Consider the following 25,105-nt stretch of genomic DNA (forward strand, 5'->3'; position numbering starts at 1 on the left):
GGCAACACACAGCGTGCCCGAAGCCGCGTGAATGCAGGGCCATCAAGCACCCGGCCCTGCTTCTGGAAAGGCATCGGCCACCGCGCGGGTGGCCGGTGCGAGGTACATCAGGCGGCGACGATGTTCACGATCTTGCCCGGGACGATGATGATCTTGCGCACCGTCAGGCCTTCCATGAACCTGGCCGCGTTGGGCTCGGCCAGCGCCAGCGCCTCGACCTGCTCGCGCGCGGCATCGGCCGCCACCTCGATGGTGCCGCGCAGCTTGCCGTTGACCTGCACCGCCAGGGTCAGGGCATCGCGTACCAGCGCACTGCTGTCGGCCTGCGGGAACGGCTGGTCTTCCAGCAGCGTCTCGCCATGGCCCAGCACCTGCCAGAGCGCGTGGCTGGCATGCGGCGTGATCGGGTTCAGCAGCAGCACGACGGCCTGCAGCGCTTCCTGGCGCACCGCGCGGCCCTGCTCGCTGTCGTCCTCGAACCTGGCCAGCGCGTTCATCAGCTCCATCACCGCTGCGATGGCGGTATTGAAGCTGTGGCGGCGACCGTAGTCGTCACCGACCTTGCCGATGGTTTCATGGGTCTTGCGGCGCAGCGCCTTCTGGTTGGCATCCAGTGCTGCAACGTCCAGCGCCGGGGCGGCACCGTCGGCAGCATGCTTCTGCACCTGGGCCCACAGGCGGCGCAGGAAGCGCGCCATGCCGTCCACGCCGGCCTCGTTCCACTCCAGCGACTGCTCCGGCGGCGCGGCGAACATCGAGAACAGGCGCACGGTGTCGGCGCCGTACTTGCCGACCATCGCCTGCGGGTCCACGCCGTTGTTCTTCGACTTGGACATCTTCTCGGTGCCACCGACCACCACCGGCTGGCCGTCGGCAATCAGGGTGGCGCCGGTGATGCGGCCGCGCTCGTCACGCTGCACTTCCACATCGGCCGGGTTGATCCAGTCCTTCGAACCGTCCGGATTCGGGCGGTAGTAGGTCTCGGCGATCACCATGCCCTGGCACAGCAGGTTGCGCGCCGGCTCGTTGCTGTCCACCATCCGCGCGTCGCGCAGCAGCTTGTGGTAGAAGCGGAAATACATCAGGTGCAGGATCGCGTGCTCGATGCCACCGATGTACTGATCGACCGGCAGCCAGTAGTTGCCGCGCTTGTCGACAGCGTCACGGGCACCGGGCGAGGTGTAGCGGGCGTAGTACCAGCTCGACTCCATGAAGGTGTCGAAGGTGTCGGTCTCGCGCTCGGCGGCGCCACCGCATTCCGGGCAGGTGGTCTTGCGCCATTCCGGGTCGGTCTTGATCGGCGAACCGGTCCCGGAGAACGCCACGTCCTCCGGCAGTACCACCGGCAGCTGCTCCTCCGGCACCGGCACCGCACCGCACTTGTCGCAGTAGATCACCGGAATCGGGCAGCCCCAGTAGCGCTGGCGGCTCACGCCCCAGTCGCGCAGGCGGTAGTTGACGCGGCGCTGGCCCTGGGCCTTGCGCTCGAAACGTTCGGCCAGGGCTTCGAAGGCCCCCTGGAAATCCAGGCCGTCGAACTCGGCCGAGTTCACCAGCTCGAACGCACGGCTCTTGTCGCTGTACCAGTCCTGCCAGCGGCTACCGTCCCAGTTGCGCTCTTCGTCGGTGCGCGCATCCTTCAGCGCGATCACCTGCTTGATCGGCAGGCCGTACTTGTTGGCCACTTCGTTGTCGCGCTGGTCATGGCCCGGAACGGCCATCACCGCGCCGGTGCCGTAGCCCATCAGCACGAAGTTGGCGACCCACACCGGCACCGGCTCGCCGGTGACAGGATGCAGCGCGCGCAGGCCGGTATCCATGCCGCGCTTTTCCTGGGTTTCCAGTTCAGCCTCGGATACACCGCCCTGCTTCAGGTCGGCCAGCATCGCGGCCAGTTCCGGGTTGTTCTTCGCTGCGTGCAGCGCCAGCGGGTGTTCGGCGGCGATCGACACGAAGGTCACGCCCATCACCGTGTCCGGGCGGGTGGTGAACACGCGCAGCGGATCCAGCACGCCACCATCGACGTCGCGCACGTCGAACTGGATTTCCAGGCCCTCCGAGCGGCCGATCCAGTTGCGTTGCATGGTCTTGACCGATTCCGGCCAGCCATCCAGCTCGTCCAGGCCATCCAGCAGTTCCTGGGCGTAGTCGGTGATGCGCAGGAACCACTGCGGGATCTCACGCTTCTCCACCAGCGCACCGGAGCGCCAGCCGCGGCCGTCGATGACCTGCTCGTTGGCCAGCACGGTCTGGTCGACCGGGTCCCAGTTCACCACCGCGTTGCGGCGATAGGCCAGGCCCTTGCGCATCAGGCGGGTGAACATGCGCTGCTCGTGGACGTAATAGTCCGGACGGCAGGTGGCGAACTCGCGCGACCAGTCGATGGCATAGCCCAGCGATTTCAGCTGGCTGCGCATGTGGTCGATGTTCTTGTAGGTCCACGCTGCCGGCGCGGTCTTGTTCTTGATCGCGGCGTTCTCCGCCGGCAGGCCGAACGCGTCCCAGCCCATCGGCTGCAGCACGTTGTGGCCGGTCATGCGCTTGTAGCGGCTGATCACGTCGCCAATCGTGTAATTGCGCACGTGGCCCATATGCAGCGCACCGGACGGGTACGGAAGCATCGACAGGCAGTAGTACTTCGGCTTGTCCGAGGTCTCGTCGACCTCGAAGGCACGGGTGGCGTCCCAGTACTGCTGGGCGGCGGATTCAACCTGCTGCGGGTCGTAGGCGTTGGTTTCAGCGCTGGTCATGGAACACGCGGATGCGGCGGCAAAGCGGTACAGCGTACCGCAGTGCGGCAAACGTCTCCAATCCTGCCTGCTTGGGGGTGGGCGCCGCGATGCCCCGGGAGCCGTCTCAGCGTTGGCGCGACAGCGGCAGTGCGGCGGCCAGCCAGGCCACCCAGCAGGCGAACGCCAGCCGTTGTGCCAGCGGCGCCGGCAGGACGCCCTGCAGGGCAAACGCGGCCACCGCAGCCAGCACGCCGCAGCCCAGGGCCAAGGCGCCCAGGGCGCGGCCATGCGCCTGACGCAGCTGTGTCGTGCCCAGCAACAGGGTTCCGGCGACGAAGCCCAGCACCCAGATCATCCAGGCACTGGCATGCAGCTGGCTGGCGGGCCCATGCAGATCGTCCACGTCCAGCGGCAGCAAGCCCATCGCGGCAAAGCCCAGGCCAGCCAGCAGCAGCATCTGGCTGCCGACCCTCGGTGCCCAGCCGGCAGTGGCGGGCAGGCTGCGGCGCAGGCGCTCAGGCACCACCGCAGCGAGCACGCCGGGCAGCACGAAGCCAAGCAGATTGAAGGCCAGCGCATGCGGTACGCCCCGCGCCCCCAGCAGCGCCACCGGGTGGCGGGCCTGTGCATAGCCCTCCAGGCCGGCACCGAAGCCAGACACAGCCAGGACGAACACGACTGCAGCAAGCAGTCCCAACCAACGATCAAGCCGGACCATGGACATTGCGCGCAGTCACCCGGAAAAGAATGGATCAGCGCATTGTCGCGGCAGTGACGCAGTGCGCCAAGCGCGCGGCCGAGGCCGGGTGCTTCCGGCGCACCTCGGCCAGCACGCCGGTCAGCTCCGGAAAGCGGGTGATCCACGGGCTGTGCTGCGTGCCACGCCCCCGAGGCCGTCGCGCGCGATGTGACGGCAGGGTTGAGACGGACATCGATCGTCACCATAGAATCGGTCTCCAGATGCCAAGCGATGCTTTCCCCATGACCGAGACGACCTACGTATTCGACGCCACCACTGCGACCTTCGAGGCCGAAGTCCTGCAGAAGTCGCTGCAGACGCCGGTGCTGGTTGACTTCTGGGCCACCTGGTGCGGGCCGTGCAAGACCCTGGGCCCGATGCTGGAAAAGCTGGCTGCCGAGTACAACGGTGCGTTCGAGCTGGCCAAGGTCGATGTCGACAAGGAACAGCAGATCGCTGCGGCCTTCCAGATCCGCTCGGTGCCGACCGTGTTCCTGGTCAAGGGCGGCCAGCTGGTGGACGGCTTCCCCGGCGCCATTCCGGAAGGCCAGCTGCGTGAGTTCCTGGCCCAGCACGGCATCGTACCGGCCGATGTGGGCGATGCTGCCCCCGAAGATGACACCCCGCTGGATCCGCAGGCGCAGGTCGATGTGCTGCGTGCGCAGATCGCCGCCGAGCCGGACAAGGATGAACTGAAGCTCGACCTGGCCCTGGCCCTGCTGCAGATCGGTGGCGTGGACGAGGCAGGCACCCTGATCGACGGCCTGCCTGCCAATCTGGCCACCGACGACCGTGCCGTGCGTGCCCGCGCCCGCCTGGCCTTCGCCGCCGCGCTGAAAGATGCCCCGGCCGCCGAGGTGCTGGAGGCACGCATCGCCGCTGACGGCAAGGACCTCAAGGCCCGCCACCTGCGTGGCGTGCAACTGCTGCTCGGCGGTCATGACGAGGCCGCGCTGGCCCAGTTCCTGGAAATGCTGCGGATCGACCGCGGATTCGAGGAAGGCCTGCCGCGCAAGGCCCTGATCGACGCCTTCAATGTGATCTCCGACGAGGACCTGGTCGGCCAGTACCGCCGCAGGATGGCGTCGCTGCTGTTCTGAACGGGAACCCGCTCCGTTCAGAATTCCTGCACTGAACGCGGGCAATAATGCCCGCGCTGGTGGCCACGCGGTCGCCACGATCCGTTCGGGGGGATGAGGTCGGGGCCATGGGGTCTTGCAGCTGCACCCCCGCATTGCCGGGATTGCAAACTGTGACCGTCGTCCGCTCTCTGTCGTTCGCCATGCATTTAACGGGCGCTCTGCTCTGCGCCCTCTTCCTGATGCCCGCCATTGCCGGCGCCCAGGACTGGAACTATCGGGTCCGGCCCGGCGATACCCTGTGGGATCTGGGCGGGCTCTACCTGAAGCCCTCGGTACGCTGGCAGCAGCTGCAGCAGCACAACCGCATCGACAACCCTTACCAGTTGCCGCCGGGCCAGCTGCTGCGCTTCCCGATCAGCTGGCTGCGCACCGAACCGGCGCCGGCCCGGGTGCTGTCCGTGCGCGGCAAGGTCGCGCTGGCAGGCGCCGATGGCACGGCGACCCGCGCGCTCCAGGCCGGCGAACAGCTGCATATCGGTGACACCGTGGAGACCGAAGGCGACTCCAGCATCACCCTGGAATTCGCCGATGCCTCGCGCCTGCAGCTGCGCGAGTACTCGCGCCTGCGCCTGGATCAGCTGAGCCGTTACGGCCACACCGGCATGGTCGACACCCGACTGCGCCTGCAGCAGGGGCGAGCCAGCAACCGGGTGACGCCGGCGCGCGGTCCCGCCTCGCGTTACATCATCGATGCGCCCACCGCGACCAGCAGCGTGCGCGGCACGGTGTTCCGGGTCAGCGCCGGGGATGACGGGCACGTCGGTGCCACCGAGGTCCTGCAGGGCAAGGTGCAGGTCGGCAACTCCCATGGCCAGCGCCTGGTCCGGCCGGGCCAGGCCACCCGCAGCAGCAGTGCCGATGCGGCGCCCGCTGCGGTCTCTGCACTGCTGCCGGCGCCGGCGCTGCGCAATGACGCGCTGCGCCTGGCGCCGCTGCCGACCCTGCTTGCCTGGGAACCGGTCAATGGCGCCGATCATTACCGGGTGGAAGTGGTGCAGGCGGCAACGCCGGAGATCCTCCTGTTCGCCGCCACCACCGCCGACACCCGGCTGGCGATCGGCGACCTGCCGCCTGGCCAGCTGCGCATCCTGTTGCGCGCGGTCGACGCCCAGGGGGTCGAAGGCCTGGATGCCAGCGCCGATTTCGAGCTCGGTGACCAGCCACCGCCGCCGCTGACCGTATCGCCGCTGCATGGGCAGACGATCAACAGCGACCGCCCGCGTTTCCGCTGGAGCCAGGCCCCCGGTGCGCGCAGCAGCGTCCTGCAGATCGCCACCGAACCCAGCTTCCTGCAGCCCCTGCAGGAGCAGGCCACCCATGCGACCGACCTGCGCCTGGCGCAACCGCTGCCGCCCGGCCGGTACTACTGGCGCGTGGCCTCGCGCGATGGCGAAGGCCGACAGGGCCGCTATGGCCAGGCGTTGCCGCTGCAACTGAGCAATGAACCGGTGGACCCGGCCCTGCAACCACCCGAGGCCGCACACGGCGAGTTGACGCTGCGCTGGCAGGCCGGCAGCGAGGGCCAGCGCTACCGGGTGCAGGTGGATCGCCGCGGCGACTTCAAGGCACCGCTGGTCGACGAAACCGTGGACCAGCCGCAGGTGAGCTTCAAGCGCCCGTGGAGCGGCACCCTGCATGTACGCGTGCAGTACATCGACGATGACGGCCACGCCAGCGCGTTCTCGCCTGCCCAGCAGGTCCCGCTGCCGTGCCGCCTGTGCTACGGCGCGGGTGGCGGCGCCCTGCTGCTCTGGTTGTTGTTGTGAGGCGCTCGCCGCTGCCATGGTCGAAGCGGATCCTGCTGGCCCTGCTGGCCGGCGTGCTGACCATCGTGGCCAGCCAGGGACAGTGGCTGTGGCGGCAGGACGAGGCGGCCTATGACGCGCTGGTCGGCAACTGGGAGTACCGCCCCGATCCCAGCGTGCTGATCGTCGCCATCGACGAAGGCAGCCTGCAGCGCATCGGCCAGTGGCCCTGGCCACGCTCGGTGCATGCACGCCTGCTTGACCGCCTGACCGATGCCGGCGCCGAACGCGTCGCGCTGGACCTGATGCTGTCCGAACCGGATCGCCGTGACAGCCGACAGGATGATCAACTGGCGGCCGCCATCCGACGCAATGGCCGGGTGGTGCTGCCGGTGCTGGCCGCACCGGCGGCCGGCGACCGCATGGCCGAGGAAATGCTGCCGATCCCACAGATCGCTGCCAGTGCGGCCGCCATTGGCCACACCGATGTCGAGGTGGATGGCGACGGCGTCGCCCGTGGCGTCTATCTGCACGCAGGTATCGGCCAGCCGCACTGGCCGGCACTGGGCCTGGCACTGGCCGACCTGCCTGCCGGTGCCGTACGCGGCCTGCCCGATCCCGACCCGGAACTGGGCTCGCCCTATCAATGGCGTCGCGACGATTACGTTCGCGTGCGCTACGCCGGCCCCCCCGAGCGGCTGCCACAGGTGTCCTATGCGGACGTTCTCGATGGCCACGTGGACATGGCGATGCTGCATGGCCGCCGCATCGTAGTTGGCATGACGGCCAGCGGCATCGCGCCCCGCCTGCTGACCCCGACCACCCGCGAGTTCTGGATGAGCGGCAGCGAGTACCAGGCCAACATCACCTCGATGCTGCTGCAGCACAAGCAGATCGATGTTCTACCGCATGCCTGGCAGCACGCCATCAGCGGTGTGCTGGTGGCGCTGTGCGTGATCCTGCTCGGCCTGCGCCTGCCCTGGCTGGTCGCGCTGTGTTCGTTGCCGATGCCTGCCCTGCTGAGCTGGCTGCTGCTGCGCACGAGCGACCTGTGGTGGGCGCCGGCCAGCGCGATGCTGGGCGTGACGCTGGCACTGCTGGTCTGGGCGGTGTGGCGGATCTCGGCCTGGCACCGCCAGGCCAACCGCGACGCCCTTACCGGCCTGGGCAACCGCCTCCGCTTCGAGCAGTCGCTGCAGCAGGAATGCGATGCAGCGCGGCGCAGCGGCAAGCCATTGAGCCTGGCGTTGATCGACGTCGACCACTTCAAGCGCCATAACGATCGCCACGGGCACCAGGTGGGCGACCGCGTGCTGCGTGATGTCGCCCGCCTGATCGGCGCCCATGCGCGCCGCCCGCGCGACATGGCGGCACGCTACGGTGGCGACGAATTCGCGCTGGTGCTGCCGGATACACCGGCCGAGGGCGCACGCCAGGTGATTGAGGACCTGATTGCCTGCGTGCGCGCATTGCCGGCGCCGGGCGATGGCAGCGACGATACCGTCACGCTCACCATCGGCGTATTCACCCGCGTGCCCGACGGCGAACTGCAGCCCCACCATTTCGTGGAAGGCGCCGACACCGCCCTTTATCAGGCCAAGGCCAACGGCCGCGACGGGTACATGATCGACGGCCCATGAGGCAGGACATGCACGCCGCCGTTGGACACACGCCCGGGGTGCAACATACGCATGCGAATGGCTAGACTGGGCACCTCGCCTCGCGCCCCGGACCCGCATGAACGCCCGCCTGTTCCGCTTCGGCATCAACCTGTGGCCACCGTTCCTGTTCACCGGCATCCATGTCACCCGCATCACGCCCGATTACCGGCAGATCGACGTCGAGCTGCGGCTGCGGCCGTGGAACCGCAACTACGTCGGCACGCATTTCGGCGGCAGCCTGTTCGCGATGACCGACCCGTTCTGGATGCTGGGCCTGCTGCACATCCTCGGCCGTGACTACTACGTGTGGGACCGGGCCGGTGCGATCGATTTCCTCAAGCCTGGCCGGGGCACGGTGCGCACCTCGTTCCGCATCGACGATGCGCTGCTGGCCGAACTGCGTGCCGAAGCGGCGGGCGGCGAGAAAGTGCTGCGCTGGTTCAGCAACGACGTCGTCGACGAAAGCGGCGAGGTGGTCGCCCAGGTGCGCAAGCAGGTCTATCTGCGGTTGAAGCCACACGCGCGCTGATCCGGCGCGGGCGCTGTCCTCTGCTGCCCTGGCAGGGAGGCTCCGATGCGCGCGTATGCGCGTGCACCTGCGGTGCGACGCGGAGCGAAGGCAGCCGCGAGGATGACGAGGACAGCGCGCACTGGCCGCCGCTGCTCAGTCGCGCGCGGCGGCGGCCGGGGCGTCCCCTGCCACCAGCGATACCGACAACCATGGGCTCTCGTCGGTGCTGCGCGGCGCTGTGCGCCGCGGTACCTGCAGGCGGCGGCCATCGGCCGACAACTGCGGTGTCCGCACCTGCGAGCGGAACTGGGCAGGCAAGCGCTTCAGCGCATCCACAGGGTCCTCGGCCTGCTGTCGCAGCCAGCGTTGCGCACCGATCAGCCGCACCATCGCGGCGGCATCCTGGGGCCGTGACGAATACGCGGGATAGGCCGGGCCCGCGATATCGGCCAGCACGCACCCCATGACGTTCGACAGGCAGCCGAAGTCATGCTGCGGCGGTGCCGGCACCGGCAGCGGGCGATCCGCCTCCAGCGCGGTCATCGCCGCCGCGCCACAGGCCCAGCCCAGGTTGCCCGCCACTCGCGCCAGGGTGCTGCTGCGATCGAGTACCAGCACGCCACCGAACTCCTGCGCCGAGGTTTCGATCGCAGCCCTGCTCATCGCATACTCGCCCTGCATCGCACGGCACAGGCTCTGTTCGGCGGCCCGCATCGGCTTCATCGCCTGCTCGCATTCCGCTGGCAGCGGTTGGTCGGCCGGCAGTTCGACCAGCATGTCGGCCAGCAGCTGGGCATTGGCCTGCACCAGGCTGGCACCGATGATGCTCTCCACCAGGTAGTTGCCGCCCGTCACCAGCCGGCGGCCCAGCTGCAGCCCCCGGCAACTGCCACGCAGCGCACCGTCGATATCACCCTGCACATACGCCAGCGCGCGTGCGCTGGTGGCGTCGATCACCAAACCATAGGCCGGCATCGGCACCAGGATGCCTTCCCCTTTTGGCCGGAACGGCGACACGAAGTGATCCGCATCGGCCAGCTGGTCCAGGCGCGCATGCAGCTGCTGGTGGCCAGCGTGGGCATCGACGAAGCGCTGCGGGTCCGCACGCACCTGGCCGAGGCAGTCACTGGCGGTCGGTCCGCAGCTGGCCGAAGGCCGTGAATGCAGCTCGACGTGGTCTTCTGCCAGCTGCGGACGGGCGCCGCCATTGCCGCGCGGATCCGCCTCCCAGCGCTGTACATCCCGGGCCAACGCCTGATCGCGCTGGTCCGGGTCGAGATCGTCGAACGCGAGTGTCCACAGCAGCGCAAAGCCGTTGCGGCCATCAGCGGGCAGGCGGGCCTGCAACCGCTGCTGGGCCTGCAGCCGTGATTCCGGCACCGGCCACATGCGCGAGGCGCACCACACCACGATGGCCAGCACCAGCAGTCCTGCCAGGGCCCAGCCCAGTCCGCGCAGAATCTTCAACACAGCTTCCCTTCCATGCATCGTTGCCGCAGTCGATCCCCCAGCGTAATCGACCGGCCGTGGCCGCTACAATGCGCGCATGTCGCTCGAAGCCCCCGCCCTGGTCCCCCGCCCCTCCCTGCAGCGCCTGTTCCTGACCGGCCTGCTGACCCTGCTGCCGATCTGGCTGACCTGGGTCGTGGTCAAGTTCGTGTTCGTGCTGCTTTCGGGCATTTCCAGCCCATTGGTGGTGCCGCTTTCCGAGCAGATCGCGACAAGCTTCCCGCATTACCTCGGTTGGGTCCGTGCCGAGTGGATCCAGAACACCATCGCCCTGCTGGCCACCCTGCTGGTGATCCTGGCGGTGGGCGTGGCCAGCCGCCGTGTGCTCGGCCAGCGCCTGCTGCGCTGGGTCGGCGCGGTGATCAAGCGCATTCCGTTGGCCAGCATCATCTACGACAGCGCCAAGAAGCTGCTGGACATGTTGCAGACCGAACCGGGCAGCACCCAGCGCGTGGTGCTGATCGACTTCCCGCACCGCGACATGAAGTCGGTCGGGCTGGTCACCCGCGTGATCAAGGAGCACGGCACCGACCGTGAACTGGCCGCGGTGTACGTGCCAACCACACCGAACCCGACCTCGGGTTACCTGGAGATCGTGCCGGTGGAGCTGCTGACCCCGACCGACTGGACCGTCGACCAGGCCATGAGCTTCATCATTTCCGGCGGTGCCGTCGCACCGTCCAGCGTTCCGTTCACGCGCGCAGGCGAACGCAGCGAATGACAACCGCGGCGCCGATCGAGCGCCCGCTGCAGGACCGCGCGGTCCTGCTGTTCATCGTGCTGGCCGCGTTCTTCTGCGGCAACGCCGTGCTGGCCGAACTGATCGGGGTGAAGATCTTCGCGCTGGAAGACACCCTCGGCATCGATCCGCTGAACTGGAACCTGTTTGGCCAGACCGGTTCGCTCAGCTTCACCGCCGGTACCCTGCTGTGGCCGGTGGTGTTCATCATGACCGACACGATCAACGAGTTTTTCGGCAAGCGCGGCGTGCGCTTCATCTCGTGGTTGGCCGTGGTGCTGATCGCCTATGGCTTCCTGTTCGCCTTCGCAGCGATCTCGCTGGCTCCGGCCAGCTGGTGGGTCACCTCGATGGACGGCCACGGCGTGCCGGACTACCAGGCGGCATTCGCCGCGGTGTTCGGCCAGGGCATGTGGACCATCGCCGGTTCGCTGGTGGCCTTCCTGCTCGGCCAGCTGATCGACGTGGCCGTGTTCCATCGCATCCGCCAGGCCACCGGCGAGCGCCACGTGTGGCTGCGTGCGACCGGATCCACCGCGATCTCCCAGGTGGTGGACAGCTTCGTGGTGATCTGGATCGCCTTCGTGCTCGGCCCGCAGCACTGGCCGACGTCGCTGTTCCTGGCCGTCAGCAGCGTCAACTACATCTACAAGATGGGCTTTGCGATCGCATTGATCCCGTTGCTGTACCTGATGCGGCGCGCGATCACCCGCTACCTGGGCGCCGACAGGGCCGCCGCCCTGCGCGCCGCGGCCGCGGCTGACTGAAGCCCCAGCGGCAAAAAGCTGACTGCGCCTTCACGCTGGCCGTACGCGGCCGGATCGTGCAAGCTCCACGGTCTGTGTTCCACGGAAGCTCCTGATGCCGCATCCCACCCGCGCCCTGGCCGCCGCCATTGCCGCGTTGTTCCTGTTCAGTGCCATGCCGTCGGCCGAAGCAGCGAAGAAAAAGGCCAGCCGCCCTGCCGCTGCGCAGACCCGCCAGGCTGCCAAGCCCAAGGCCAGGCCCGCCCGCGCCACCGCGCCGGCGCGTGGCAGCTCGGCGCGCCGCGCCGCGCCCCGCCCGGTCGCCCCGGCCCGGGCCGTACCCAAGCAGGTGCAGCTGGAGCGCCTGTACGACGAATACTGGGATGCCTCGATGCGGTTGAATCCACTGCAGGCGACCTTCCAGGGCGAGGCCCGCTACAACGACCAGCTGCCCAACATCCTGTCCGCCGCCTGGCGCCAGCAGTCGCACGACTTCACCACGCAATGGCTGGGCAAGGTCGAGAAGCTCGGCAGTGACGGCCTGCAGGGCCAGGACCTGCTCAGCTACGAGATCTTCGTGCGCGACGCGCGCGCATCGCTGGCCGCCGAGCGCTACCCGAGCTGGATGATGCCGATCAGCCAGTACTACAACATCGGCAGCATCATGGCGATCCTCGGCTCCGGTGCGGGCGCGCAGCCATTCAACACCGTGCAGGACTACGACACCTGGTCACGCCGTTCGCTGGGCATTCCCGAGCTGTTCGACCAGGCCATCGACAACATGCGCCAGGGCATGAAGGCCGGCGTGGTGCAACCACGCGACCTGATGGAAAAAGTGCTGCCGCAGCTGGATGCGGTGATCAAGCCGACCGCCGAGGAGAGCATTTTCTGGTCGCCGATCCGCACCATGCCGAACACCATCCCGGCTGAGGACAAGGCGCGCATCAGCGCCGAATACAAGCGCATGATCGAGCTGCGCATCATGCCGGCCTACCGCGCCCTGCGCGGCTTCATCGCCACCGAATACCTGCCGGCCACACGCACCAGCAGCGGCCTGGGCGCATTGCCCGATGGCCAGGCCTGGTACGCCAACCTGATCGTGCAGACCACCGCCAGCGACCAGACCGCCGCACAACTGCATGCGCTGGGCGAACAGCGCGTGCAGGAACTGCAGGCGCAGATCGCCACGGTGATGAAGGACGCCAAGCTGCGCGGCTCTCCCACCAAGCTGCTGCGCAGCATGCGCAACGACCGCCAGTTCCAGTACGGCGACGCCAACACGCTGATCAACCGCTACCGCCAGGTGCAGCAGCAGGTCAGCGCACGCCTGCCGCAGGTGCTGGATACCTTGCCGAAGGCACCGCTGGAGGTCCGTGCGGTGGAGCCGGAGCGCGCACTGACCGCCGCCGCTGCCGCCTATCAGCCGTCGGCGGCCGGGCAACCGGGCGTGCTGTACATCAACACCCGCGACCTGCCCAGCCGCAAGCGCTGGAACGTGCCGGTGCAGTACCTGCATGAAGGGATCCCGGGCCACCACGTCCAGCTGGGCCTGCAGCAGGAGCTGGCCAAGCTGCCACGCTTCCGCCGCCTCGGTGGCGATCTCGCCTTCGTCGAAGGCTGGGGCCTGTACGCCGAAACGCTGGGCGAGGACCTGGGCATCTACACCGATCCCTACGACCGCATCGGCTACCTGTACTCGCGCCTGCTGCGCGCCGCCCGCGTGGTAGCCGATACCGGCGTGAACGCCCAGGGCTGGAGCAAGCAGCAGGCCGTCAGCTACCTGCAGAAGACCGTGGACATGAGCAGTGACGACGCCAACGCCGAGGTGGAGCGGATCATGGCCCAGCCCGGCCAGGCACTATCGAACGTCGCCGGCCTGACCACCATCGTTGCCCTGCGCGACAAGGCCAAGGCGCGCCAGGGCGCCGCCTTCGACCTGCGCCGCTTCCACGCCGAACTGCTGAAGGACGGCTCGATGCCGCTGGACGTGCTTGACCGCAAGATGGAACGCTGGATGGTGCAGCCGGCCAGCACTACGCCCACGCCTTCACCTTGACCCCTCCGGAGCCGTCATGCGCCCTGCCGTCGCCCTGTTCGCCGTCGTGCTGGGCCTGCTGCCTTCCACGGGTATCGCCGCACCGGTGCTGAAACCACCGGATGCGGGCATCGACGGCCTGATGCAGGCCTACGACGGCCAGGTACCCGGCGCTGCAGTCCTGGTGCTGCACGACGGGCAAGCGGTGTTCCGCCGTGGCTACGGCCTGGCGGTGGTGGAGGACGGCACCGCCGTCACCCCGGCCAGCAACTTCCGGCTGGCCTCGGTCAGCAAGCAGTTCACCGCTGCGGCGGTGCTGCTGCTGGTGGAGGATGGCCGGCTTGGGCTGGATCAACCTGCCCGGCAGTGGCTGCCCGAACTGCCCCCGGCTGCCGCGGCCATCACGATCCGCCAGCTGCTATCGCACACCGGCGGCCTGCTCGACTACGAAGACCTGATGGATCCGGCTGACACTCGGCAGGTGCATGACGCCGATGTGCTGACCCTGCTGTCGCGCCAGGACCGGCTGAACTTCGCGCCGGGCACGCAGTACCACTACAGCAACAGCGGCTATGCGCTGCTGGCACTGATCGTCGGCCGCGCCTCCGGCCTGGATTTCGCAGCCTTCCTGCAACAGCGCATCTTCCGCCCGCTAGGCATGGCCCACACCGTGGCCCATCAGGACGGCATCGATACCATCGCCGCACGCGCCTATGGCTACAGCTGGATCGATGGCCGCTGGCAGCGCACCGACCAGAGCGCCACCAGTGCCGTGCTCGGCGATGGCGGGATCTACTCCTCGCTGGACGACCTCGCCCGCTGGGATGCGGCGCTGTACGACGACCGCCTGCTGTCGAAGGCCTCGCGCCGCGCGATGTTCAGCCCGGCCACATCGACATCCGAACCGGATGTGCCGCACTACGGCTTCGGATGGCGCCTGAACGGCCCGGTGCAATGGCACAGCGGCGAAAGCATCGGCTTCCGAAATGTGATCGTGCGATACCCGGAAAAGCACTTGACCGTGATCGTGCTGACCAATCGCAACGATCCCGAACCGTACCCGCTGGCGCAGAAGATCGCCCAGCGCTGGCTGGACACCCTGCAATGAACACCGGTTCCGACGCCCTGCTGGGCATCCACCACGCGGCACTGATCTGCAGCGATTATGCGTGTTCAAAAGACTTCTACGTCCGTATCCTCGGCCTGCGCGTACTGGCCGAGAACCACCGCGCCGCGCGAGACTCCTGGAAGCTGGATCTGGCCCTGCCCGACGGCAGCCAGCTGGAACTGTTCTCGTTCCCCTCGCCACCGCCCCGCCCCAGCCGCCCGGAGGCCCAGGGCCTGCGCCACCTCGCGTTCCGGGTCGCTGCGCTGGAGCCGTTCATCGAACGTCTGGCCAGCCACGGCGTGGACTGCGAACCGATCCGCGTGGACGAATACACCGGCCGCCGCTTCACCTTCTTCGCCGACCCGGATGGCCTGCCGCTGGAGCTGTACGAAGTCGGTTGAGGCCCCGGGGGTCAGATCCCTTTTCCGACGGAAAAGGGATCTGACCCCATCGCCGACCCATCGCCGCCACCGGAAACATCATCCACGCATGGCGTGGATCTACCGTGTCGACCAAGGTCGACACCTACCAACAGCCGAAGGAATTTGTCAGAGGTGGGGCGGTGTGGGTGGGCAGGACCGTTGGCGCCATGGATGGCGCCATCGAGCCCCCAGGGATGGGTTTACGGCGTGTCCTGCCTGCCCACACCGCCCCGCCGCCCCACGGAAGCCAGCAGTTGCTGTTGCTTCGGCTTTTGCCTTTGATTCGGCAGGTGCAGGGCTGCACGCCCTGCTCGACCCACCTCACACCGTGATGGTCTGGGTCAGCGACTCCCAGGTCGGTGGCACCGGCCACGCTGCGGCCTGGTTGCCATCCAGCACCCGCCGCAGGTCGCGCGGATCAATCTGTGGGGCCAGCACGTGCACCAGCTCCAGCGCGTAATCACGCAGCACGCGGTCGCGCGGCAACACCGCCCAGGCGATGCACTCGCTGATCGGATCCGGCGCCGGCCACGACCTCAGGTCTTCGTCATTGGAACTGACCGCCATCTCGGCCAGCAGGCCTACGCCCAGGCCGGTGCGCACGTAGGTCTTGATCAGGTCGGCATCGAGCGCGGTCAGCGCCAGGTCGGGCACCAGCCCATTGGCGGCGAAGGCGCGTTGCAGGGAAGAGTTCGGTCGGGTCGAGGATTCGTAGCTGATCAAAGGCTGGCGGGCCAGCGCGGCCAGGTCCGGTGCGCGGCCGGTGCGGTCCAACGGGTGGCCCTTGGGTACCACCACCAGGCGCCGCCAGCGGAACAGCGGCACTGCGATGCCGTCGGTTGGCTCACCGCCTGCGGTGCTGATGATGGCGATATCGGCGTCACCCTGGTTCAAGCGGTCCAGCGCGTCGGTTTCACCGGCCTGCTGCAGGTGCACGCTGACCTGCGGATAGGCCTGCTTGATCGCCGCCACCGCCGGCGGCAACACGAAGCGCGCCTGGGTGTGCGTGGTGGTCAGGATCAGCTGGCCCTGGCTTTCGCGCCGCTGGTTTGCCGCGTACGTACGGATGTTGTTGGCTTCGGCCAGCACTGCGCGGGCACGCGCGATGACTTCGGTTCCGGCCGGGGTAACCGACTCCAGGCTGCGCCCCTTGCGCACGAACAGCAGGAAGCCGAGCTCGTCCTCCAGCTGCTTGAGCTGCTTGGACAGGCCGGGCTGGGTGGCGTGCACGCGCGAGGCGGCCAGCGTGATGTTCAGCTCGGCGTCGGCGATGGCTACCAGGTAGCGCAGCTGGGTCAGCGTCATGGGCAGGCAGGTGGCATGGGGCGGAAGTCCACTCTAGGGTCAATTGCCGTCACCAGCTTATAACCAAAGGTTGTTTAAGAAAGGTATCTGGTCATTTCCGGGCGTCATATGCCGGCGCTACGGTCAGCCGGCAGCCGCTGGCCTGAACGGCCAGCCCTCCCCCCTTCGCCCGCCGTGACCCGTCGCGGCCCCGTTTCCGGAGCGCTCCCATGGCCCTGTACGACTCCATCCTCGATACCGTCGGCAACACCCCCATCGTCAGGCTGCAGCGCCTGGCGCCGCCACAGGTCAGCGTCTACGCCAAGGTCGAGTCGTTCAACCCGGGCGGCTCGGTGAAGGACCGCCTGGCGCTGGCGATCATCCTCGATGCCGAAGCACGCGGCCTGCTCAAGCCGGGCGACACGATCGTGGAGGCCACCTCGGGCAACACCGGCGTGGCACTGGCGATGGTCGCCGCCGCGCGCGGCTACAAGTTCGTGGCCACCATGGTCGAAACCTTCTCGGTCGAGCGCCGCAAGCTGATGCGTGCCTACGGCGCCAAGGTGATCCTGACGCCGGCCGCCGAGCGCGGCAGCGGCATGGTGCGCAGGGCGGCCGAGCTGGCCGAGCAGCACGGCTGGTTCCTGGCCAGCCAGTTCGCCAATCCGGCCAACCCGGCGTATCACCGCAACACCACCGCTGCCGAGATCCTGCGCGACTTCGCCGGCAAGCGGCTCGACTACTTCGTCAGCGGCTGGGGCACCGGCGGCACGCTCACTGGCGTAGGCGAAGTGCTGAAGGTGGCACGCCCGCAGACCCGCATCATCGCCACCGAACCGGCCGGCGCCGCCCTGCTCAAGGGGGATGACTGGAAGCCGCACAAGATCCAGGGCTGGACCCCGGACTTCGTGCCGGACGTGCTCAACCGCGACGTGGTGGATGAACTGGTCTCGGTCGAAGACGATCGTGCGATCGCCACCGCGCGTCGCCTGGCCGCCGAGGAAGGCATCTTCGTCGGCATCTCCGCCGGCGCCACCGTGGCCAGCGCGCTGGACATCGCTGCCCGCGCTGAACCGGGCTCGGTGATCCTTGCGATGCTGCCGGACACCGGTGAACGTTACTTCTCCACGCCGCTGTTCGCCGATGTGAACGAAGGATCCGACGACGACTGGCTGGCCGGCCTGCCGTAACAGCAGGGGTCAGAGCCTTTTCCGTGCGGAAAAGGATCCGCCCCCTTCCCGCTTCAGCCTGCGTGAAGGCGTCGCCCGCCATCGTGCGCGAAGGCCGTTGGATCGCAGCGCGTGAGACGGTCATGACGCAGCATCGATGCCCTGTCCCCTACCGTGGGAACAGCCGGCGCAGATGCTGCGCGGATCACCTCACAGGCAGGAGACGGACGCATGAAGATCGAGGTTTGGCAGGGCGACATCACGACCCTGGCGGTGGATGCGATCGTCAACGCGGCCAATGAAACGCTGCTCGGTGGCGGCGGTGTCGACGGCGCGATCCATCGTGCGGCCGGCCCCGCCTTGCGGGCAGAGTGCGAGCGGTTGCCGGAGCTGCGCCCGGGCGTGCGTTGCCCGACGGGTGAAGTGCGCGCCACCGGTGCCCATGCGTTGCCGGCGCGCCATGTACTGCACACGGTAGGCCCGGTCTGGCACGACGGCCAGCGCGATGAACCGGCGTTGCTGGCCAACTGCTACTGGAAGTCACTGCAGCTGGCCGAATCACTGGGCGTGCACTCCATCGCCTTCCCGGCGATCAGCTGCGGCGTGTATGGCTATCCGTTGTACCAGGCCGCGCAGATCGCTGTCACCGAAACACTGGCCTGGCAGCGCAGCCATGCGCAACCGATGCGCATCGTGCTGGTGGCGTTCAATACCGCGACGGCCAAGGCCTACCAGCAGGCGTTGAGCGCCGCCGGGCAAAGCGCGGACAGCGAACCGCGCGGGTCGCTGCTGCCGCCGCTGGGGGATGCGGGCCTTGCCGCCGCGCACTGAACCGTGGTGCTTCAGGTAAAAGAAAAGGCCGGGCATTGCCCGGCCTTTTCCGTTGCAGCGTAGTGCTCTTCCACGCACGGCGTGGATCACACTCAGCGACTGGAGGCTTCCACCGCGGCGGCATCATCGGCCACGGCGGCTGCGTCGGCTGCGGCACGTGCCGCCGAGGCTGCGGCCCCGTCGGCGCTCGCGCCATCCACCTGCACGCGCACTTCCACCATGCCTGCGCCATTGTTCAGGCTGGACACATCGACGGTGTAGTGACCGGCCGGCAGGGTTTCTTCCAGGCGTGAATTGGTACCGTTGCCGCCGTCGTCGTCGGTCAGCTCGACATCGCCGCCAACCACGCGCAGCAGGGTATCGACCTGGCTGGAGATCGCATCCAGGCGCACATCGGCCGGGCGGTCCAGGGACAGCAGGAAGCGGCGGCGGCCATCGTTGTCGAGCATCGTGTACACGCTCCCCGACTTCGGCAGCGCCGTACCATCGCGCTCGACCAGATTGCCGGGCAGCTCGATGCGGGTGGCCGACAGGGTGAACATGCCGCTGACGCCGTCGCCCAGGCCACGCGCGGTCAGGGTGTACTTGCCCGGCTTCAGCGACAGGGTCAGGCGCGAGTTGGTGCTGTCACCGCCGTCGTCATTCTCGGCATCCACGCCCTGGCCCGACAGCTTCAGCACAGGATCGAAGACCTCCGACACCAGGCGGATCTCGTACAGGCCGGCCTTGTCCACCTGCAGGGTGTAGTCCTGGGAACCACCGGCCAGCATGTCGACGATCTCGCCGCTGCCCGCCAGCGGCTTGCCGTCGTACGGCACCAGCTTCTCGGCACGCAGGCGGTACGGACCATAGTCGGTCGAGCCGTTGGCGTTGACCGCCACCTGGTAGATGCCGCCACCGTTGGCACGGAAGGCCAGCGAGACGTCGCCTTCGCGCTCGTAGCCGGTGTTGCTGCTGGCCACCAGGCTGCCGTTGTTGAACACGGCAATCGAGCCACTCAACGAACCGGTCAGCTTCAGTCCGACCAGTTGCTTGTCTTCCAGCTTGATCTGGTAGAGCTGGTGGTGGCTGCCGTCGTTGTAGTTGATGCCGCTGCGCGAGGTGATCTCGCCGGATACCGGCTTGTCGAAATCGAGCGACGCGGCCTTGCCCGCATCCGCGCCGCCGCCGATGCGGTTGCAACCGCCGGCGACCAGGACCGTGGCTACGGCCAGTGTGATTGCTGCCAAACGCATGTTGTTTCTCCTTGGCCTTCCATGTGGTTCCCACGCACCGGCCAGGCGCATGGGGGCGGAAAAGATACCCGCAAAAGCAAACGCCGGCGTGATGCCGGCGCTGCCTTGTTCATCCAGCGATGGGACGGATCAACCGTTCCACTTGCCCAGCGCCGCCAGGCCGTTGTCCCTGGCGCGCTCGTACACGGTCTTCTGGGCAGCAGCGTAGTTGCCCTTCATGTCCTTGGCCCACAGCTTCAACGCGGCCTGCTGCATGGCGCGGCCGTAGGAGAAGCTCAGCGGCCACGGCAGGTTGCCCAGCTGGTTCATCGCGTTCAGGTGCTCGGTGGACTGCTCGTCGCTCTGGCCACCGGACAGGAACACGACGCCCGGCAGGATCGCCGGCACGGTGCTCTTCAGGCACATCACGGTCGACTCGGCCACTTCCTCGACATCGGCCTGCTCTTCACAGTCCTTGCCGGAGATGACCATCGACGCCTTCAGGATGGTGCCTTCCAGCAGCACGTTCTGCTGGTACAGGGCGTCGAACAGCGAACGCAGGGTGGCTTCGGTGACTTCGTAGCAGGTCTCGATGTCATGATCGCCGTCCATGATCACTTCCGGCTCGACCATCGGCACCAGGCCGCATTCCTGGCACAGCGCTGCATAGCGGGCCAGCGCATGGGCGTTGGATTCGATGCAGGTACCCGACGGGATGCTCTCGCCGATGTTGATGACGGCACGCCACTTGGCGAAGCGCGCGCCCAGCTTGTAGTACTCCTGCAGTCGCTCACGCAGGCCATCGAGGCCTTCGGTCACCAGCTCGCCCGGGCAGCCGGCCAGCGGGTGCGCCCCCTTGTCCACCTTGATGCCCGGAATCATGCCGTGGTCGGCCATGTACTTGGCGAACGGCACGCCGTCCTTGGTCGACTGGCGGATGGTTTCGTCAAACAGGATGGCGCCGGAAATGTGCTCGTTGAGCTTCGGCGTGGTCAGCAGCAGCTCGCGGTAGGCGCGACGGTTCTCCTCGGTGTTCTCGATACCGACGCCGGCGAAACGCTTGGCGATGGTAGCGGTGGATTCGTCGATCGCGATGATGCCCTTGCCCGGGGCGACCATGGCCTGGGCGGTTTCAGCCAGCTGTTCGATGCTCATGTATTTCCTGTGGCGGGTGCGGGAAAAACACAAGTATAGCCCCGCGGCCCGTTGCCTCGCCGTGGAGGACAGGATGGAAACGCTTCCACGTCTACGCAGGACAAAGGATGTCCTGCGGCATGGGGTCAGAGCCCCCTCGGGGATCTGACCCCTGGTCAGTACGGGGTCAGATCCCCGCAGGGGCTCTGACCCCAGATCGGCAGCGCCGACCCGACCGTCAAGGCTTACAGGTCGCCCAGGCCGATGGCGCGGCCGTCCTCACCCACTTCCAGCAGGCGCAGGGTATTGGTGGCACCGTGGGTTTCCATGTGCTCGCCACTGGTGAACACGACGCGATCACCGGCCTGCAGCAGTTCCGATTCCACCAGCAGGCGGATGCTGCCGCGCGCGGCTTCACGCGGGGTCAGGCCGCGGCTGTCGAAGTTGATCGGGAACACATCGCGCATCAGCGCCATCTGCCGGCGCGCACCGTCATGGCGGGTCACCGCGAACACCGGCGCCTTGGCCCTGAAACGCGACAGGTAACGTGCGGTGCCACCGGATTCGGTCATCGCCACGATCGCGCGCACGCCCACGTGCTGCGACAGGAACATGGTGGCCATGGCAATCGCCTGGTCGGCACGTTCCAGGTTGCGCGGCGACGCGTTGAAGTCGGTCTCGGTCTGGAACTGGCGCTCGGCACCCAGGCAGATGCGTGCCATCGCCTCCACGGCCTTGACCGGGTAGGCGCCAGCGGCAGTTTCCGCCGACAGCATCACTGCGTCGGTGCCGTCGATGACCGAGTTGGCCACGTCCAGTACTTCGGCGCGGGTCGGGATCGGGCTTTCCACCATCGACTGCAGCATCTGCGTGGCGGTGATCACCACCTTGTTCTGCGCCAGCGACGCCTTGATGATCTTCTTCTGCAGGCCCGGCAGCTCGGCATCGCCGATTTCCACGCCCAGGTCGCCACGGGCGACCATCACCACGTCGCTGGCCTCGACGATTTCTTCCAGGTTCTCGATTGCCTCGGTGCGCTCGATCTTCGACACCAGCGCGGCATCACAGCCGTGCGAACGGGCGATGTCGCGCGCATCGTTCATGTCCTGCGCATTGCGGCAGAACGACACGGCGATGAAGTCCACGCCAATCTTGGCAACGATGCCGATCAGCTCCTTGTCGCGCTCGGTCAGCGCACCCAGCGAGAGGCCGCCGCCCTGCTTGTTCAGGCCCTTGCGGTCGGACAACACACCATCGTTGAGCACGGTGTTGACGATACGGTCGCCCTGTACTTCCACCACCTGCAACTGCATCAGGCCGTCGTCGAGCAGCAGCACATCACCCGGGCCGACGTCCTGCGGCAGGCCGAGGTAGCTCACGCCCACCTCGCTGGCAGTGCCCGGGCCGGCGTTCTCGCTGGCGATCAGGTCGAAGCGGTCGCCCGCCTTCAGCTGCACCTTGCCTTCGGCGAAGCGCTCGATGCGGATCTTCGGGCCCGGCAGGTCGGCCAGGATGCCCACTTCCACGCCCACGCGGGCCGCAGCGGCACGCACTTCGGCGGCACGCTTGGCCTGGCCGGACGGATCGCCATGGCTGAAGTTCAGGCGCACCACGTTGACGCCGGCGCGGAACAGATCCTCCAGCACGCCCGGCGGGTCAGTGGCCGGACCGAGGGTGGCAAGGATCTTGGTGCGACGCTGACGCTCGAACATGGTGGATGGGCCTCTCCCGATAAAGAACGGAAATTAGCACATCCTTCACGCCGCATGTATACGGTTACAGCCTTGTGCCGCCTGACTTCGCGGGTCATGGAATGGACATCATCCGGACATACGCTGGCGCAGGGGGGCGGTTCTGTGGAGCCGAGCATGGGCTCGGCTCCACAGGAAGCTAGGCCAGCAGCGCTTCCAGCTGCGCCGGCTCACGTGCCAGTTGGCTGGCACCGGCTTCGGTCAATTCCGCCTCTCCGCCAAAGCCCCACAGCACGCCGACACTACGCAGGCCGTGGTGGCGCGCGCCTTCGATGTCCATGCGCCGGTCGCCGATCATCCAGCACTGTGCAGGCTGCACCTGCAGCCGGCGCAGTGCCTCGCCGACCAGTTCCGGCTTGTGGCTGCGCGAGCCATCCAGGGTTGAACCGACGATCTCCTCGAACAGCCCACCGAACGGCAGGTGGGCGAGGATGCGGCGCGCGTGCGGCTCGTTCTTGGCAGTGACCACCGCCAGCCGGTGTCCACGGCCATGCAGCGTGCGCAGCGTGCCTTCCACCTGCGGGTACACCGTGTGCTCGCGCCAGCCTTCGACGTCGAAGCGCTCCCGGTAGTAGCCCACGGCCTGTTCCACCCGCGCCGGTTCGACGAACAACGGCGCGAAGGTGGTGCGCAGCGAAGGACCGATCCAGCCCAGCAGGGTTTCCTGCGGCGGCACCGGATGGTCCATCTTCTGCAGCGCATAGGCGATGCAGGCGGTGATGCCCACCTGCGAATCGATCAGCGTGCCGTCGAGATCGAAGAACAGCACATCCTTGCCGCGCTCGGCGCTCATGCGCCGCGCGCGTCGAGTGCCGCCACTGCCGGCAGGGTCTTGCCTTCCAGGAACTCCAGGAACGCACCACCACCAGTGGAGATGTAGCTGACGTCGCCGGCGATATCGAACTTGTCGACTGCGGCCAGGGTGTCGCCACCGCCGGCGATGGAGAACGCCTTCGAGCTGGCGATCGCGCGGGCCAGCGCTTCGGTACCCTTGCTGAAGGACTCGAACTCGAACACGCCGACCGGGCCGTTCCAGACCACGGTGCCGGCCTTCTCGATCAGCTGCGCGTACTGCGCGGCGGTCTGCGGGCCGATGTCCAGGATCAGGTCGTCTTCGGCAACGGCATCGACCGCCTTCACTTCCGCGGCAGCGTCGGGCAGGAACTGCTTGGCGGTGACCACGTCAACCGGCAGCGGAATGTCGGCGCCGCGTGCCTTGGCATCGGCCACGATCTTCTTCGCGGTATCCAGCAGGTCCGGCTCGTACAGGGACTTGCCGACGTTGTAGCCAGCTGCGGCGATGAAGGTGTTGGCGATGCCGCCACCGACGATCAGCTGGTCGACCTTGCCAACCAGATTGGCCAGCAACTCCAGCTTGGTGCTGACCTTGCTGCCGGCGACGATGGCCAGCAGCGGCTTGGCCGGTGCATCCAGCGCCTGCGCCAGCGCGTCCAGCTCGGCCATCAGCAGCGGGCCACCGGCCGCGACCGGTGCGAAGCGGATGACACCATGGGTGGAGGCCTGCGCACGGTGCGCGGTACCGAAGGCATCCATCACGAACACGTCGCACAGGGCGGCGTACTTCTTCGACAGGGCCTCGGCATCCTTGCCCTCGCCGACGTTCATGCGGCAGTTTTCCAGCAGCACCAGCTGGCCCGGCTGCACGTCGACGCCGTCGACCCAGTCGCGCACCAGCGGAACGTCGCGGCCCAGCAGTTCGGACAGGCGCTGGGCGACCGGTGCCAGCGAATCGGCCTCGCTCCACACGCCTTCCTTCGGGCGCCCCAGGTGCGAGGTGACCATCACCGCCGCGCCCTGCTCCAGCGCGCGCTTGAGCGTCGGCAACGAAGCGGTGATGCGCTGTTCGGAGGTGATGCGGCCATTCTCGATCGGCACGTTCAGATCCTGGCGGATCAGCACGCGCTTGCCGGAGAGGTCGAGGTCGGTCATGCGGACAATGGACATGGGCAACTCTTTGGCTCGGGGACGGGATGCCGGTCTGCGGCAGACGGCCATTGTATCGGGTGCGGCTGGTGGGAGGGCCGATGCCTGCGGCAGGCAGAGGCGCGGGGCAAATGCAACAGCAACGGCAACGGCCAAAGCGCTGGCGCTTCGTGGTGCTGTGAGTGGGCCGGGGTGGTGTGGGCTGGCAGGGGACGCCGTGAATCCATCCCTGGAGGCTTGGCAGCCGCATCCATGCGGCTGACACCCCTGCCAGCCCACACCGCCCCGGCCTCGACAGGCACCTGAGGTGATGCAGATGGCAAAGGCAAAAGCGGTTTCTGGTGTCGGAGAAAAATGTAGAGCCGAGCCCGTGCTCGGCTGGGTCTATCGCGAACAGCAGCCGAGCATGGGTTCGGCTCTACAAAGAGCGCCCTGCCAAGCAGCTTTTGCTCTTCTTTTTTTCTTTCCGTGGGTGGACGCACACGGAAATTGTCAGAGGCCGGGCGGGTAGGCGGGGCAGGGGTATCTGATCTGGCCCCCCGTCAGCGGACGCCAAGAAGCGATACTTTGATCGCACTTGGAGGTCCCTTATGTCCCGTATCACCCGCCACCCACACCGCCCCGCCATCCCAAGGAATCCCGCCGTTGAGGTTGCCGGCCAGCGGCCGGCACTACCGCGGGTGCAGGGC

At 67.6% G+C, this 25,105-nt stretch carries 21 protein-coding genes; 11 read left to right on the forward strand and 10 right to left on the reverse strand.

What is annotated here, in order from left to right; translation table 11 throughout:
* Positions 1-107: 107 nt before the first annotated feature.
* The 3 genes from leuS to PEM_RS20300 all read right to left on the reverse strand — a co-directional run bounded on the left by leuS (position 108) and on the right by PEM_RS20300 (position 3,664).
* Positions 108-2,750 (reverse strand): leucine--tRNA ligase, encoded by a 2,643-nt coding sequence (gene leuS / locus PEM_RS11955; RefSeq protein ID WP_005418117.1) that lies wholly within the window; start codon positions 2,748-2,750, stop codon positions 108-110.
* 106 nt (positions 2,751-2,856) lie between these two features.
* On the reverse strand, positions 2,857-3,456 hold the full coding sequence (locus tag PEM_RS11960; RefSeq protein ID WP_111126981.1) for a DUF998 domain-containing protein: 600 nt from the start codon (positions 3,454-3,456) through the stop codon (positions 2,857-2,859).
* A gap of 28 nt (positions 3,457-3,484) precedes the next feature.
* Complete coding sequence (locus PEM_RS20300) at positions 3,485-3,664, reverse strand: hypothetical protein (protein ID WP_134956368.1); 180 nt, start codon at positions 3,662-3,664, stop codon at positions 3,485-3,487.
* A gap of 49 nt (positions 3,665-3,713) precedes the next feature.
* Here PEM_RS20300 and trxA point away from each other — a divergent pair, with 49 nt between their 5' ends.
* The 4 genes from trxA (at position 3,714) to PEM_RS11980 (ending at position 8,548) form a co-directional block, all read left to right on the forward strand.
* Positions 3,714-4,571: a thioredoxin gene (gene trxA, locus PEM_RS11965; RefSeq protein WP_111126979.1), complete on the forward strand. Its 858-nt coding sequence runs from the start codon at positions 3,714-3,716 to the stop codon at positions 4,569-4,571.
* Between the two features lie 107 nt (positions 4,572-4,678).
* Positions 4,679-6,379, forward strand: coding sequence for a FecR domain-containing protein (locus PEM_RS11970; protein ID WP_111174791.1), 1,701 nt, complete (start codon positions 4,679-4,681; stop codon positions 6,377-6,379).
* A complete protein-coding gene (locus PEM_RS11975; protein ID WP_065179242.1) occupies positions 6,376-7,998 on the forward strand; it encodes a CHASE2 domain-containing protein in 1,623 nt (540 codons plus the stop codon). The genes PEM_RS11970 and PEM_RS11975 overlap by 4 nt, the downstream gene beginning before the upstream one ends.
* A gap of 97 nt (positions 7,999-8,095) precedes the next feature.
* Positions 8,096-8,548: a DUF4442 domain-containing protein gene (locus tag PEM_RS11980; protein ID WP_061479664.1), complete on the forward strand. Its 453-nt coding sequence runs from the start codon at positions 8,096-8,098 to the stop codon at positions 8,546-8,548.
* Between the two features lie 135 nt (positions 8,549-8,683).
* On the opposite strand, the gene PEM_RS11985 is transcribed toward PEM_RS11980, so the two are convergent.
* A complete protein-coding gene (locus PEM_RS11985) occupies positions 8,684-10,000 on the reverse strand; it encodes a hypothetical protein (protein ID WP_111126974.1) in 1,317 nt (438 codons plus the stop codon).
* 76 nt (positions 10,001-10,076) lie between these two features.
* On the opposite strand from PEM_RS11985, the gene PEM_RS11990 reads away from it, so the two are divergent.
* From PEM_RS11990 to PEM_RS12010, 5 genes are all read left to right on the forward strand, one after another.
* Positions 10,077-10,760: a DUF502 domain-containing protein gene (locus PEM_RS11990; RefSeq protein ID WP_005418129.1), complete on the forward strand. Its 684-nt coding sequence runs from the start codon at positions 10,077-10,079 to the stop codon at positions 10,758-10,760.
* A complete protein-coding gene (locus PEM_RS11995; protein ID WP_065185485.1) occupies positions 10,757-11,545 on the forward strand; it encodes a queuosine precursor transporter in 789 nt (262 codons plus the stop codon). Before PEM_RS11990 ends, PEM_RS11995 begins: the two co-directional genes overlap by 4 nt.
* A gap of 94 nt (positions 11,546-11,639) precedes the next feature.
* Complete coding sequence (locus PEM_RS12000) at positions 11,640-13,580, forward strand: DUF885 family protein (protein WP_065196955.1); 1,941 nt, start codon at positions 11,640-11,642, stop codon at positions 13,578-13,580.
* A gap of 16 nt (positions 13,581-13,596) precedes the next feature.
* Entirely contained in the window at positions 13,597-14,667 is a 1,071-nt protein-coding gene (locus tag PEM_RS12005) for a serine hydrolase domain-containing protein (protein ID WP_053498963.1), read from the forward strand.
* Entirely contained in the window at positions 14,664-15,068 is a 405-nt protein-coding gene (locus PEM_RS12010; RefSeq protein WP_053498965.1) for a VOC family protein, read from the forward strand. The genes PEM_RS12005 and PEM_RS12010 overlap by 4 nt, the downstream gene beginning before the upstream one ends.
* Positions 15,069-15,410: 342 nt before the next feature.
* Here the strand turns inward: PEM_RS12010 and PEM_RS12020 are convergent, their stop codons facing one another.
* Positions 15,411-16,394: a LysR family transcriptional regulator gene (locus tag PEM_RS12020; protein ID WP_111128035.1), complete on the reverse strand. Its 984-nt coding sequence runs from the start codon at positions 16,392-16,394 to the stop codon at positions 15,411-15,413.
* 209 nt (positions 16,395-16,603) lie between these two features.
* Between PEM_RS12020 and cysK the strand changes: the two genes are divergently transcribed.
* On the forward strand, positions 16,604-17,563 hold the full coding sequence (gene cysK / locus PEM_RS12025; RefSeq protein ID WP_061479314.1) for a cysteine synthase A: 960 nt from the start codon (positions 16,604-16,606) through the stop codon (positions 17,561-17,563).
* 210 nt (positions 17,564-17,773) lie between these two features.
* A complete protein-coding gene (locus PEM_RS12030; RefSeq protein WP_111128037.1) occupies positions 17,774-18,373 on the forward strand; it encodes an O-acetyl-ADP-ribose deacetylase in 600 nt (199 codons plus the stop codon).
* Between the two features lie 92 nt (positions 18,374-18,465).
* Here PEM_RS12030 and PEM_RS12035 read toward each other — a convergent pair whose 3' ends face one another.
* From PEM_RS12035 to PEM_RS12055, 5 genes are all read right to left on the reverse strand, one after another.
* On the reverse strand, positions 18,466-19,608 hold the full coding sequence (locus PEM_RS12035) for a hypothetical protein (RefSeq protein ID WP_005418859.1): 1,143 nt from the start codon (positions 19,606-19,608) through the stop codon (positions 18,466-18,468).
* Between the two features lie 129 nt (positions 19,609-19,737).
* Positions 19,738-20,742, reverse strand: a complete 1,005-nt coding sequence (locus tag PEM_RS12040) for a class I fructose-bisphosphate aldolase (RefSeq protein ID WP_019660018.1) — start codon at positions 20,740-20,742, stop codon at positions 19,738-19,740.
* 224 nt (positions 20,743-20,966) lie between these two features.
* On the reverse strand, positions 20,967-22,433 hold the full coding sequence (gene pyk / locus PEM_RS12045) for a pyruvate kinase (protein ID WP_005418863.1): 1,467 nt from the start codon (positions 22,431-22,433) through the stop codon (positions 20,967-20,969).
* Positions 22,434-22,611: 178 nt separating this feature from the next.
* Positions 22,612-23,265: an HAD hydrolase-like protein gene (locus PEM_RS12050; protein WP_065179512.1), complete on the reverse strand. Its 654-nt coding sequence runs from the start codon at positions 23,263-23,265 to the stop codon at positions 22,612-22,614.
* On the reverse strand, positions 23,262-24,437 hold the full coding sequence (locus PEM_RS12055; protein WP_111128039.1) for a phosphoglycerate kinase: 1,176 nt from the start codon (positions 24,435-24,437) through the stop codon (positions 23,262-23,264). Before PEM_RS12055 ends, PEM_RS12050 begins: the two co-directional genes overlap by 4 nt.
* Positions 24,438-25,105 lie beyond the last annotated feature (668 nt).

Origin of the sequence: Stenotrophomonas sp. Pemsol (genome assembly GCF_003586545.1) — a bacterium.
GTDB classification, from domain to species: Bacteria; Pseudomonadota; Gammaproteobacteria; order Xanthomonadales; family Xanthomonadaceae; genus Stenotrophomonas; species Stenotrophomonas sepilia.